This is a genomic window from Pedobacter aquatilis (assembly GCF_032678405.1).
Classification (GTDB): Bacteria; Bacteroidota; Bacteroidia; order Sphingobacteriales; family Sphingobacteriaceae; genus Pedobacter; species Pedobacter aquatilis_A.
This window is the reverse complement of sequence record NZ_JAVTSJ010000001.1, coordinates 963,016-976,567: the sequence shown is the minus strand read 5'-3', so window position 1 is coordinate 976,567 and position 13,552 is coordinate 963,016. Positions and strand designations below refer to the sequence as shown.

The following is a 13,552-nucleotide window of genomic DNA, read 5'->3' as shown; positions in this document are numbered from 1 at the left end:
ATCTATTAAAACAAAAACTATTCCAAATATATTTTACTCATCCATATATAATTTTACAGTTACGGATAAAGGCAAACTTTTAATTTTGTATATATTTGCCACAACCAATATTTGATTACGATGCAGAATGAAAAATTGATTACCAACTCTATTGATACTTCTGAATTAAGTTTCAACGATTTCAAATCTATCGTTATAAACGACTATAAAATAGCCTACGAGAGCAGGCAGGCCAGTATTTTAGGCCGTAGAGAAGTATTAACAGGGAAGGCGAAGTTTGGCATTTTTGGCGATGGCAAAGAGGTCCCTCAGATAGCCATGGCTAAGGCATTTAAAAATGGCGATTGGCGTTCAGGCTATTACCGAGACCAGACTTTTGCATTTGCAGCAGGAATTTCTACCATTAAGGAATTCTTTGCCCAATTATATGCTAATCCATCAGAAGATGCAGATCCTTTCTCAGGGGGAAGGCAGATGAACTGTCATTTCGCAACAAAATCAATAAATAAAGATGGCAGCTGGAATGATTTAACGCAAATCAAAAATGTTTCCTCCGATATATCGCCAACCGGCGGACAAATGGCCCGTTTGGTAGGTTTAGCTTATGCCTCTAAATTATTCAGGGCGAACCGGGAACTCGATTATTTGAAACATTTTTCTGTAAACGGTAATGAAGTTGCTTTTGGTACAATTGGTAATGCATCCACATCTGAAGGGGTGTTTTTTGAGGCGATAAATGCTGCGGGAGTATTACAGATTCCTATGGCAATTTCGATTTGGGATGATGATTACGGGATTTCAGTTCCTGCAAAATACCAGACTACAAAAGAAGATATCTCCGAAATTTTAAAGGGCTTTCAACGCGATGAAAAAAATGCTGGGTACGAAATTTATAAGGTAAAAGGATGGGATTATCCGGCCTTATGCGAAGTGTACGAAAAAGCAATTAATGTTTGTCGTGAGGAACATGTTCCTGTTTTAATTCACGTTACAGAACTTACGCAACCTCAAGGGCATAGTACTTCGGGGTCGCACGAAAGATATAAATCTAAAGATAGGTTAAGCTGGGAAACTGAGCATGATTGTATTGCAAAAATGCGTGCCTGGATGCTCGAATCGGCAATTATATCTGAAGATGAAATAGCCGAACTCGAAAAAACCGCGAAAGCTTTTGTCAGAGATGCCCAGAAAGAAGCATGGAATGAGTTTCTGGATACCATGAAGCCAGAACAAAAGGCTGTGGTAGATTTTATTTCGGCAATGGTTCAAAACCAGCCTGAACTGGCTAAAATCTCGTCGCAACTTGCGTCAATTGCCGATGCCCAGCGAAGAGAAATTTTTGTAGCCGCCCGTAAAGCTATCAGGTTATCTGCAAACAAACCTTCTGCAGAACGAGATGCTCTGGTAAACTGGTACAAAAGCCAGGAAGAATTAAACTACGACAGGTATAACTCAAAACTGCATACCGATGGAAATGAAAGCCCTGAAAAGATAAGTGTTGTTGCAGCAGTTTTTGACGAGTTTTCTAAAATGGTTGATGGCCGTGAGGTTTTAAACGCATGTTTCGATGAGAACTTTGCCCGCGATCCTCGTTTAGTAGCATTTGGTGAGGATTTGGGAAATATAGGTGATGTTAATCAGGGCTTTGCCGGATTACAGGCTAAATATGGAGAGTTAAGGATAACTGATACCGGAATACGTGAAATGACCATTATGGGGCAGGGGATTGGGCTTGCCATGCGTGGTTTAAAGCCGATAGCTGAAATCCAGTATCTCGATTATTTAATATTTGCATTAAATGTTCTCAGTGATGATTTAGCATCCCTGTCTTACCGCACAAAGGGTATTCAGAAAGCACCGGTAATTGTAAGGACAAGGGGCCATCGTTTAGAAGGTATCTGGCATTCAGGTTCGCCAATTGGCATGATGCTCGGCTCTTTGAGAGGCTTGCATTTATGTGTTCCAAGAAATATGACCCAGGCAGCAGGAATGTACAATACGCTTTTCAGGGCCGATGAACCAGCTGTTGTTATCGAATGCCTTAATGGTTATCGTTTAAAGGAAAAATTACCAGCTAACGTGGGCGAATTTACGATTCCACTGGGTGTTGCCGAAGTTTTAGAAGAAGGAAGTGATATTACTGTTGTTTCTTATGGTTCTACACTAAGAATTGTACAGGAGGCCGCAGAAGAACTGGCATTGTTAGGTATTTCTGTCGAAATAATTGACCCTCAAACACTATTACCTTTTGATAAAACAAGTGTTTGTGCTACATCGTTAAATAAAACAAACAAGCTTTTAGTTGTTGATGAAGATGTACCAGGTGGAGCTTCGGCTTATATCCTTCAGGAGATTCTTGAAAATCAAAATGGTTATTTTCATTTAGACGGACAACCAAAAACATTATCGGCAAAGGCGCACCGGCCTCCGTTTGGTTCTGATGGTGATTACTTTAGCAAACCATCAGTTGATGATGTGGTTGAAGCAGTTTATCAAATTATGCACGACGCCAATCCGGTAAAGTTTCCGGCATTATTTTAAAATCTTTATATCGAAAAGTTTATTCAGTCAGTTATTTATAGCTACAAGTTGTAATATGTGATTGAATAAGCTTTTTTGTATTTTAAAAACTACTAATAATTACTGAATTGAATAAAAAAAATTATATTACACAATAATTAAGAAATCAATCAGCCCTTTATTTTAATTGCCCTAAATATCCCGTTATTAATGCAGTACTGATTACCCGCTGTGTTTCTTATTAAACAAAACCAGGTTTTTCTAAATTTTGATTTGTACTAATGAGTTGCCGGCGCTCTATTCTGATTAATCTTAAATCGCCTAAAGTTGTAATACTTTTGTTCTTCGCGTTTTCTGGATTAAATAGTAGTGCGCAAACATCTCAGAAGTGCCTCGATAGCCTTTTACTTTTAAATCAAAGACATTTAAAACAAGACTCTGTAAAAGTTAACTTATTGATGGATGTTTTTCATCAGTATGTTACGATGAAGAATTTTGAAAAAGTTGATGAATATGCTAATAAAACAATTCAGTTAGCTTACAAGCTCGATTTAAAGAAGCAAGCTGGAAATGTATATGGTATAATGGCTCGTTTTTTTCACGGGCAGACAAATTATCAAAAAGCTGAAGAAAATTATTATAAAGCAATTAAAGAGTATTACGCGGTTAGTAATCAAGCTAAAATAGCAGATACTTATTTAAATATGAGTGATTTATATAGTTTAATTCCCGACTATGCTAAATCGCTGGAGGCCAGCCAGCATGCGCTGGAAATATATAGAAAGCTAAATGATGAAGAAAATGTTGCTAGTTGTTATGTAAATATTTCGGGGATTTATCAGGATTTGGGCCAGCACAAAAAAGCTTTGGAATACCTGAGGCTGGCACAAAATATCATGACCCGAAACGGGGCGAAAAACTGGGGAGTGGCACTTGTTTACAAAGAAATTGGAATTGCTTATATCAATGCGACACCTTCTGAGCTGATTAACATGGATATACTTCCTAGTCAAAAACTTAACGTTGCCCTCGATAACCTGAATACAGCATTAAAAATTGCGGAAGAATTTGGTAATGATAATAATTTAACCAGCTCAATAAAAATGAATCTTGGTCGGGTTTATGAGCAAATGGGTGAAAAAGATTTGGCTTTGAAAGCATATTTGAAAGCTATCGAGTTAAATAAAAATTCAGATAACAAAGCCATTCCCGCCCAAAATTTACAGGCATTAGGCAATTTTTATATCAACCAGAAAGATTATGCAAATGCTGTAAAATTACTTACCCAATCGTTAAATATTGCACAGCGAAATAAGCTTTTAGATATAGAAAGAGATGCAAATTTAAAGTTAAGCGATGCCTATGATAAACTTAAAAAGTATGATGAATCGCTGGCGTTTTATAAGCAGTATGTTATTGTAAAAGATGAAATATTTAATGCTGAAAAAGAGAAGGAAATTACCCGCAGACAAATGCAGCTTGACTTTGGGATTAAAGAAAAGGATTATCAGTTAAAACAGCAGTTTACTGATGCAATTCTGCAGCAACAGGTACTGCTGGCAAAGCAACAACACCAACAATTAATTCTTCGTCAGCAGCAGCTCGATTTAAGTGACAAGGAAAAAATGCTTCAGCGTTTAAAGTTTCTTCAAAACCAGAAGGATTTGGAAAATGAAAAAATAGCGCAACATAATAATTTTGAAAAATCAGAGCTAGAATCGAAAAATGAAGCCCTGGTCAGAAACAAAAAGATTTCGGAGCAAAACCAGCAGATAAAGTTTGACGAAAAGGTAAAAATATTTTTATCGGTAGCAATTGCGCTTGTGTTATGTACTGCAGGCTTAATCTATTTCAATCAACGGAAAACAACCCGGCTCAATAAGATTATAAACAAGCAAAAACGCGAACTTGAACAGTTAAGTAAAGTTAAAGACCGGATTTTCAGTGTTGTTAGTCATGATATGCGTACACCGGTAAACTCGCTGATATCTTTCATTCAGCTGTTGGAAGGAGGGAATATTGAACAGGACAAGCTTAAAAAATATGCTTCATCCCTGAAAAATAATTTAATGTATACCTCTTCAATGATGGAAAATTTATTGAATTGGGCAGCAGGGCAGATGCAGGGCTTTAATCCTTATCTTGAAACCATAAATGTGCACGGCTTAAGTGATGATGTGGTAAATTCGCTAAGAAGTACAGCTGATTTAAAGCATATTAAAATCGAAAATAATGTTTGCGAACAGGCCACATGTGAGGCTGATACCAATATGCTGGAGCTTGTTTTAAGGAACCTGCTTAGTAACGCGATTAAATTTACACCAGAGAACGGAAAAGTAATACTTGCATCAGCAATAAAAAATAACGAACTGCTAATTACTGTTACCGATACCGGAGTAGGTATGTCAGCAGAATTGGTAAATCATTTCAATAAATCAGAATATCAGGGAGCCGGAGTAAGTACACCAGGTACAAACCGGGAGAAAGGGACTGGTTTAGGGTTGCTGTTATGCCGAACGTTTATTGGCTTAATGGATAGCAGGATTAGTGTAATGTCTGAAACAAATAAGGGAACTGAGTTTACCTTATTTCTCAAAAAATCATAACAAGTTATCTCTTAAATCTTGATAAAGTTTTTTTATCAATCACCTTATCCAATAATTCCTGCCTGCTTGCAGCACTGATTGGTACAATAAAATGTTCAGTTAAATGAACTTCGTGAGCAGTAACGGTCGAAATATGGTTTACGTTAATGATATACTGTTTGTGTACACGAAGAAATTGTTCAGGTAACTGCTTCTCGAGATTTTTTAAACCTACAAGTATAATATGCTTTTCATTTGCTGTATAAATCTTTGAAAAATCGCCCATACTTTCGATGTAAATAACATCTTTATAATTGAGCTTGGTTATACCTTTCGTTTCCTTGAAGAAAAAATAATCCTCTCCCTTGTCTGGATGACTGATGGAGTCTTCTGAAGAAAGGGCAACATTTTTTCTAAGTTCTATGTATTCGATCGCTTTATTGGTTGCCTTTAATAATCTTTCAAAGGTGGCAGGTTTTGTAAGGAAATCAAGTGCGTCTAAATCAAAACTTTCTGCTGCGTAATGGCTGTGGGATGTGATAAATATGAAAAGCGGCTTTTTTTTAAGCGATTTGTACAAATCCATTCCCGAAAGGTCGGGCATGTCTATATCCGAGAAAACAATATCTATTTTTTTTGTCGCCAAAATAGCAGCAGCTTCAATACCACTATTGCATGTAGCAACAATTTCCAGCGAGGGTATTTTTTTTAAATGCAATTCAATAGCATCGCGTTCTATCTCATTGTCATCAACAATTAAACAGGTGTACATAAGCAGTGATTAACTTAGGACTTTAAAACAAATATTTTTAAATGTTTGTTCTGATAAAGATAAGGTTTTTAGCTTCACCAAAATTAACAGATTATTTTTTGTGCTTTTTCTCTCCAGTATATTGCTTTTCTCCAGCTTCAATTTTTAGCGGTAAATCATTTTCTTCGGGTGGAACCGGGCAACTATAACCATCACTGTAAGCACAGTAAGGATTATAGGCTTTGTTAAAATCAACCTCTATTTTATGGTTAACGATTTCCTTCGAACTCAGGTCTATATAGCGCCCACCGCCGTAAGTTTCTTTATTATTAGTTTCGTCGGTAAAAGGCAAAAAAAGCAAATCTTTATAAGCAGGGTTGGAGGCTAACGCTACACTTTTATACAAAGTCATTGTTGTAGCTTTACCGTTTAATTCGAAATTTATCTTCGCAAAGCGATAAAACTCTTTGCTGGTTCCATCATACGTTGGCATTTTAAATACTTTTTCATTTTTCAAAAGCTCGACATCAGCTAAAACTTTATAATTGCTGTCAGCATCGTAAAAATGAAGATTTTGTAAATCATTCGCTTTTAAAGGAGAATTACTTTCCTTAACAAAATCTTGTTTATAACCTTCACGATGTTTGGCTATTTGCTCGGAGTAGGATTGAGCAAAAGAATTTAAGCTGATTAATAAAAGGATAAGGAGTGAAAATTTCATCATTTATTTTGCTCTTTAATGTCAGTCTGAGCTTGCTGAAGAGATCTTTAAAAATCCTTCTACAAGTTCAAAGTAACAAGATGAATATTGCGTTTGTTGCTAAAGAACACTTGCTTTATTTCTCAAAAACTGATCAGCCAAAACTAATGCGGCCATTGCTTCTACAATTACAACTGCTCTGGGAACGACACAAGGATCATGGCGGCCTTTGCCTTTAATTTCTGCAGCTTCACCTGCAGCATTTATGGTTTGCTGGTTGTGCATAATTGTAGCAACCGGTTTAAACGCGACTTTAAAGGTGATGTCCATTCCATTTGAAATGCCACCTAAAATACCTCCGGCAAAATTGGTTGTCGTTTTGAAAACTTTTGAATCGGTTGCTTTAGGCTGAGGGATATCATTATGTTCAGAACCTCTTAACTCACTTCCGGCGAAACCAGAACCATATTCAAAACCATGAACAGCATTAATGCTTAGCATTGCCTTACCCAAATCGGCATGTAATTTATCGAAAACAGGTTCGCCAAGGCCTGCCGGGCAGCCTTTGATTACGCAACTGATTTTCCCGCCAACTGTATCGCCATCTTTCCTGACAGAATCAATAAATTCAACCATTTCATGTGCAGTTGCAGGGTCGGCACAGCGTACAATATTTTCTTCACGGATGTTTAATAATGCCGATAAATCGTTGCTTTCAAGGTTCGGTGCATCAATAGTTCCAACCGAAGTTACATGCGCAAAAATTTCAATGCCTTGTTGCTTTAAAAATAATTTAGCTATTGCTCCTGCGGCAACCCGTGCAGCTGTTTCGCGGGCAGATGAGCGTCCACCACCACGGTGATCGCGTATGCCGTATTTTGCATCATATACATAATCTGCATGGCTCGGGCGATAAACATCTATATTGTGCCCATAGTCTTTAGAACGCTGGTCTTCGTTAGGAATGAGTAACGCAATAGGCGTTCCGGTACTTTTTCCCTCGAAAATGCCTGATAAAATCTGAACGGTATCGCTCTCTTTTCTTTGGGTGGTAATTTTCGATTGACCTGGTCTGCGTTTATCCAATTCAGATTGGATGAAGTCCATGTCGATATCTAATTGTGCCGGGCAACCATCAATAATAACCCCAATGGCTACGCCATGAGATTCGCCAAAGGTGGTTATGCGAAAGAGTTGTCCGAATGAATTGCCTGCCATATTTATTTTAGATTGATGATTTTGGATTTACGATTTTTGGGCTTGTGTTTTTAATCTTGATACTCGATTATCGCTAATTGAGACTCACATCAAAACCGGCCTTCTTCAAATCTTCCCAAAAATAAGGATATGATTTTTCTACAACCTGCATTTCCTCAATTTCAACTTCGTTAATTAACAAAGCGAGTGGTGCAAAAGCCATTGCCATGCGGTGGTCTTCGTAAGTTGCAATGGTTACTTTCTCAGGGAAATGAAGTTTATCTGTGTTCAGCGTGTAAATCAAATTATCTTCGGTTAAAGTAACGCCAATTTTTGCCAGTTCATTTTGCAAAGCGGCAATTCGATCAGTTTCTTTAATCTTAAGTGTTTCTAACCCAGTGAACGACATATTTTTGCCTAATGCTGCGGCAATTACTATGATCGTTTGTGCTAAATCAGGGCAAGTTTTTAAATCTAGTACCTGATTTGTTTCTAAAGATAATCCAAGGTTGCTGATCGAAATTCCGGTTTCTGTTTTGCTGGTGGCGATACCAAAAATCTTCATGATTTTCTGTATTTGGCTATCACCTTGCAGGCTTTTCTCTTTTAAAGCAGGTAAACTAATTTCCGCCTCATCAGCCAATGCTGCAATACTATACCAGTATGAAGCTGCACTCCAATCAGGTTCAACAACAAGCGTTCCTGGCTTAAACGCCTGTGGTTTTATTGAAATGGAATTTCCGTTCCACGAATGCTCAATACCAACCTCGGCTAACATATCCAAAGTCATGTCAACATAAGGCCTTGATGTGAGTTCACCTTCAATTTCCAAAGTCAGGCCTTGAGGTAAAACAGGCGCAATCATCAATAAAGCTGAAATATATTGACTGCTAACATCGCCTTTAATTTTAACTTCAGCAGCTTTTTGATTTAAAGGGCCTGCAATGTTCAGTGGTGGAAAGCCTTCCGACTCGGCATAAGAAATATCAGCGCCGATGGTTTTTAACGCTTCAGCTAAAATACCAATTGGGCGTTGCTTCATTCGCTCGGTTCCGGTAAGTAAGAAATTTCCGTTTTTAGCAGATAAATAGGCTGAAAGGAAACGCATTGCTGTGCCTGCAGGACCAACATCTACCGTTTGAGATTCCTGAATTTCTACTGCTAATTCTTCTTCCAGATTATTTAAAATGCCGTTAAGTGTAACCGTATCGGCAGCATTCGATAAATTTTCTACTTTAACCAGCTTTTTGCTTAAGGCACTAATAATCAAAGCCCGGTTACATTCACTTTTCGAGCCCGTTAACTGGATTTCCGTATTAATATTCCTGGTTCCTTTAAAAGAAACTAAGGCATTTTTTGACATGGTATTCTTTTTATTTTTAATGGATTGCTGTTAACAGTTTGTCAGTATAAGCTTGTCGAACACCGTAATAAAGTTATTCGACAAGCTCAGGATAACAAATGTAAATACAACACCATCATATTTATTTAATCGTCATTGCGAAGATTAACTAATGCTACAATCCTATTTCATTAAGATTGTTTTTCCGAAATTTCGGGAAAAACTATTCCTCGCAATGACGTGGAGTAAGGTTTTTTGTTAAGCATTTGGTTTTACCCTTTACCTTAAACTTTTAAACCCTCTACCTTATTTTGAAACTTCTGTATGTTGCTCAGCTGCGATTCCTTTTTCAGCTTTACCGGCATTCATTATCTCAGTTTGTTTGCGGATTGATTCTCCGTGCACCAATTCTAAGAATTTCTCCGTAAAGTTTAGATCTAATTTTAAAGCTTTGGCAAAAGCATGCCCTTTCTGAATGATGGCATCCCAGCGATTAACTTGTAAAATAGTTACCTGATTATCGCGTTTATACTCCCCGATTTTTTCAACAATAGCCATACGCTCACCTAATTTCTGCAATAAGATATCATCAATTTTATCGATAGATTTACGTAAATCAGCTAATTTATCAGCGAAAGCTTCATTTGGTGCTTCTGGCTCGCGAACGGTTAAACGGTCAACCAATTCTGCTAAAGCTGCTGGCGTAACTTGTTGCTTAGCATCAGTCCATGCTACTGAAGGATCAACATGCGATTCGATCATTAAACCTTGCATGTCTAAATCCAATGCTTTTTGCGAAATGTAAGGAATTAACTCGCGGTTACCACAAATGTGACTTGGGTCGTTAATGATTGGTAATTCAGGGCATAAAGTTTTCAACTGAATTGCCATTTCCCACATTGGTTCGTTACGGAAAGAGCTTTTCTCGAATGATGAGAAACCACGGTGAATTGCACCAATTTTGGTAATTCCTGCGCCGTTGATACGCTCAATAGCACCAATCCATAATTGTAAATCAGGGTTTACCGGGTTTTTAATTAATACCGGAACATCATGACCTTTTAATGCATCGGCAATTTCCTGAACTGTGAAAGGATTTACAGTAGAACGTGCGCCAATCCAAAGGATATCAACACCTGCTGCTAAGGCTTCTTCAACATGTTTTGCATTGGCAACTTCTACAGCTGTTGGTAAACCAGTTTCAGCTTTTGCACGCTTTAACCATTCTAAACCAATGCTTCCGATGCCTTCAAACTCTCCCGGACGGGTACGTGGTTTCCAGATACCAGCTCTTAAAACAGATACTTTGCCTGTTGCTGCTAATAAATGTGCTGTAGTTAATAATTGCTCTTCAGTTTCTGCGCTGCATGGGCCAGAAATTAACAATGGTTCGTTGTTTGTGTTTAACCAGGTGTTTAAAGGTTGGATGTTTAAATTAAGTTTCATGATATTGAGTTGTAGTATTTTACTTTTTGTTTAATCTGTTATTTGTTTTAATTGCTCCTTGTACAACTAACCAATTTGTACAATTTTAATGCTTAATCTTATGTTCGGTTATACCTTGTCGTTTTTCTGATATTCTCCAAGGATGTTAAAATTTGATGTATATTTTAGTGCCTTCCTCACCGCTTTATCATACTTTTCGGTACTTGGCCATTCTAAGTCGATGTAAAAATAATATTCGTTTCGCTTACCTAACACCGGCATAGATTGTATTTTTGTTAAGCTTACCTCTTGTTCAGCAAATATGTTTAGCACTGTAGCCAATGAACCTGCTTTGTGGCCAACCTGAAAACAAATTGAGGCCTTGTTTATCTTTTTACCTTCATCGGTTTTTTCCTTTTTAAGGATTAAAAATCGGGTATAGTTTTTCTTATTAGATTCTACGCGACGTTCTAAGATATTTAGTCCGTAAAGCTCTGCAGCTAAAGTGTTTGCAATAGCCATTGTGTCTGTTAGTTTTTCTTCCTGGATTCGTTTGGCACAAGCGGCAGTATCATTGCTTTCGACGATTTTTATATGTGGATAATCATAAAAGAAATCGATACACTGGCGGATTGCAATAGGGTGTGAGGTTACGATTTTGATGTCGTCGAATTTTACACCCGGCAAAGCCATTAAGTGTAATTGAATTGGTAAATAAACCTCGCCAACTACCGAGAAGCCATAATCGCGGATAAGCGTATAGTTTGGTAGTAAACTGCCTGCGATGGAGTTTTCAATAGCCATTACTACAAAATCAGCTTCGTTTTTTTCAAGTTTATCGCAAGTTTCTTTAAATGAATTGCACTCTACAGTTTCGATTTCTTTACCGAAAAATTTGTAAGCTGCTTCTTCATGAAAAGAGGCCTTAATACCCTGAATTGCTACTCGTTTTGTCGTTTCCATTTTTGCGTTAAAACAAAAAAGTCCCGGCTGTTGGCCGGGACTTTTCTATACATTTTAATATTGTTATATATCTTTTTGCATATTAGCCCCGGCTCTCACTAAAATAGTAAAAGTAACCAAAGTAATATGTGTTGAATAATTTCATTTTTCGTTTTTGAATGAGTCAAATGTAGTAACAAAATTTAATTTGTCAATAGGAAAATGAAAATATTTTTATTTTTTTTCATTTATACCGTTTTGGGCTTTGGTATGAAAGGTTGAGTAATCATATTTATAGGCTATCAACTAAACTTTGAATGTCTTTCTTAGAAATTGATACTTCTTCAGATTTATCGTAAATGTAAATCATCGTGATTTCACTTTCGTTCTGAAAATAAGTTATAACTCTATAACCGCCGCTTTTGCCTTTTCCTTTGCTTTTAACTGCAAGCCTGATTTTAAATATGCCATTACCAAGATTTGTGCCCGTTTTAGGATTGGATTTAAGTATTGTTTCTAATTGTGCTAAATCGTTAACTAAAGATTGGTGTTTCTTTTTTACTTGTTTCGCTTTCTTAATAAATATAGGGGAATAAATAATTTTGATTCCATCTATCATATATCACTTAAAGATAAGGGCGCAATTTTTCCTTTTTTGATTTCCTTGGCTTCTTTGATACCTTGTTTAATTCCATTAAGCAATTCTTGCTTTTTAGAAGATTGGATGATTTTTGCATCAATTCTTTTTAAAACTTCTAAAAGAAATTGAGTGTCATTATCCTTTACTTGTATGGTTAATGTTGTCATATACAGTAGACTTTATTCAAAAATACAAAATAATATTATCGTATTGAAAAGGATTTTTGATGGACGTTAGCGGCTTAGTTTTATAAACCTGATAGAAACGAAAATACTTTTAAATAGCAGTAACCTTGAACAGGCTGTCATGCTGAGGAACGAAGCATCTGTAACCTATGAAAAAGATGCTTCTGTACCTCGGCAGGAGAGAAGTTTTTAAAAGATTGGAGTGAATAGCAGGGCTGCTTAGGCCAAAGGAACAGTACCAATCATTTTAAAAAAAACAATTAATAAAAACGGCCTGTAAAATACAGACTGTTCCATTTTATCCTGCAGAGCTCAAATCTCTTTGATGCGTATTAAAATCCTTTATCTTGTTGTTTTCCTGTGCTTGTTTTTCAAGTGCTTCGGCCTGGTGAAGTTCGTGTTGCATAATTTTTGCAATTTTGGTACTACCATCGTGGCTCCATCCCGGAGGGTTAAAAATGTATTTTACCTTATCCATAAAAGTAGGCGCTTTTTTTACGTCGGCAGTTAAGGCAATAAACTCGTGGAAAATAATGTTAACCGGACCAGTATCTTTTGGTTGCGTAGTTAAACCATATTTAATCTTGTCTTCTTCCAGCTCTGCCTGGAATGTTCCGAACATTCTGTCCCAAAGGATTAGAACCATACCCATATTTTTATCCAGGTAACGTACGTTACTCGCATGGTGCACACGATGGTGCGATGGGGTTACAAAAACATATTCATACCATTTCGGGAAGTTAATTTTATACTGGGTGTGAACCAGATTGCCATAAATTTGCGTTACAAGATAGGCAAAAAGGATATCCATCGCAGTGAAACCCATGAATGCCAAAGGCAAGTAAAAAAATACGCGGTAAAGTGGTTCGAAAACGGTAGAACGGAACCCGGTTGTTAAGTTAAAGTGCTCTGAAGAATGATGCGTAACGTGCATGGCCCAGAAAAAGCGGACATAATGGCCAACGGTGTGGAGAAACCAATATAAAAAATCCTGCGCTAAAATTAACACCAGCCAGTAAAGCCACATATTTGAGATTTGGAATAATCGGAACTGGTAGCAGTAAGCCAGCAAGAAAAAAGTTGCTGTTTTCATGCCAAGGTTAATCACAACGGCAACTGCCATTAGGTAAATATTGGTCCAAGTATCGCGTGTGGTGTATAGTTTTTTGTCGTGGGCATAGCTGAAATACATTTCAACCAGGGTTAAAACGATAACAAACCCAAATAATCCGCCAACAGAAATATCGCTTCCGGTAAATGTCATT

General features: G+C 37.1%; 11 protein-coding genes. 2 read left to right on the top strand and 9 right to left on the bottom strand.

The window, feature by feature from the left end; all coding sequences use genetic code 11:
- Positions 1 to 120: 120 nt before the first annotated feature.
- Both R2R71_RS04020 and R2R71_RS04015 read left to right on the top strand, forming a co-directional pair.
- Entirely contained in the window at positions 121 to 2,541 is a 2,421-nt protein-coding gene (locus R2R71_RS04020) for a thiamine pyrophosphate-dependent enzyme (protein ID WP_316829961.1), read from the top strand.
- Positions 2,542 to 3,005: 464 nt separating this feature from the next.
- Complete coding sequence (locus R2R71_RS04015) at positions 3,006 to 5,126, top strand: tetratricopeptide repeat-containing sensor histidine kinase (protein WP_316829960.1); 2,121 nt, start codon at positions 3,006 to 3,008, stop codon at positions 5,124 to 5,126.
- Positions 5,127 to 5,130: 4 nt separating this feature from the next.
- Here R2R71_RS04015 and R2R71_RS04010 read toward each other — a convergent pair whose 3' ends face one another.
- The 9 genes from R2R71_RS04010 to R2R71_RS03970 form a co-directional block, all read right to left on the bottom strand.
- A complete protein-coding gene (locus tag R2R71_RS04010; RefSeq protein WP_316829959.1) occupies positions 5,131 to 5,877 on the bottom strand; it encodes a LytTR family DNA-binding domain-containing protein in 747 nt (248 codons plus the stop codon).
- 91 nt (positions 5,878 to 5,968) lie between these two features.
- The gene (locus tag R2R71_RS04005; protein WP_316829958.1) at positions 5,969 to 6,580 is read right to left on the bottom strand and encodes a DUF1684 domain-containing protein; all 612 of its coding nucleotides are present in this window, start codon (positions 6,578 to 6,580) and stop codon (positions 5,969 to 5,971) included.
- 96 nt (positions 6,581 to 6,676) lie between these two features.
- Entirely contained in the window at positions 6,677 to 7,774 is a 1,098-nt protein-coding gene (gene aroC, locus R2R71_RS04000; RefSeq protein WP_316829957.1) for a chorismate synthase, read from the bottom strand.
- 73 nt (positions 7,775 to 7,847) lie between these two features.
- Positions 7,848 to 9,116 carry a 3-phosphoshikimate 1-carboxyvinyltransferase gene (aroA, locus tag R2R71_RS03995; RefSeq protein ID WP_316829956.1) on the bottom strand — a complete coding sequence of 423 codons (1,269 nt, stop codon included), beginning with the start codon at positions 9,114 to 9,116 and terminating at the stop codon, positions 7,848 to 7,850.
- 285 nt (positions 9,117 to 9,401) lie between these two features.
- Entirely contained in the window at positions 9,402 to 10,541 is a 1,140-nt protein-coding gene (locus R2R71_RS03990) for a chorismate mutase (protein ID WP_316829955.1), read from the bottom strand.
- A 108-nt stretch (positions 10,542 to 10,649) separates the two neighbouring features.
- Positions 10,650 to 11,483 (bottom strand): prephenate dehydratase, encoded by an 834-nt coding sequence (locus R2R71_RS03985; protein ID WP_316829954.1) that lies wholly within the window; start codon positions 11,481 to 11,483, stop codon positions 10,650 to 10,652.
- A gap of 271 nt (positions 11,484 to 11,754) precedes the next feature.
- Positions 11,755 to 12,081, bottom strand: a complete 327-nt coding sequence (locus R2R71_RS03980) for a type II toxin-antitoxin system RelE/ParE family toxin (RefSeq protein ID WP_316829953.1) — start codon at positions 12,079 to 12,081, stop codon at positions 11,755 to 11,757.
- Positions 12,078 to 12,269, bottom strand: coding sequence for a hypothetical protein (locus tag R2R71_RS03975; protein WP_316829952.1), 192 nt, complete (start codon positions 12,267 to 12,269; stop codon positions 12,078 to 12,080). Before R2R71_RS03975 ends, R2R71_RS03980 begins: the two co-directional genes overlap by 4 nt.
- Before the next feature lie 316 nt (positions 12,270 to 12,585).
- The gene (locus tag R2R71_RS03970) at positions 12,586 to 13,551 is read right to left on the bottom strand and encodes a sterol desaturase family protein (protein ID WP_316829951.1); all 966 of its coding nucleotides are present in this window, start codon (positions 13,549 to 13,551) and stop codon (positions 12,586 to 12,588) included.
- Between the last annotated feature and the right edge of the window lies 1 nt (position 13,552).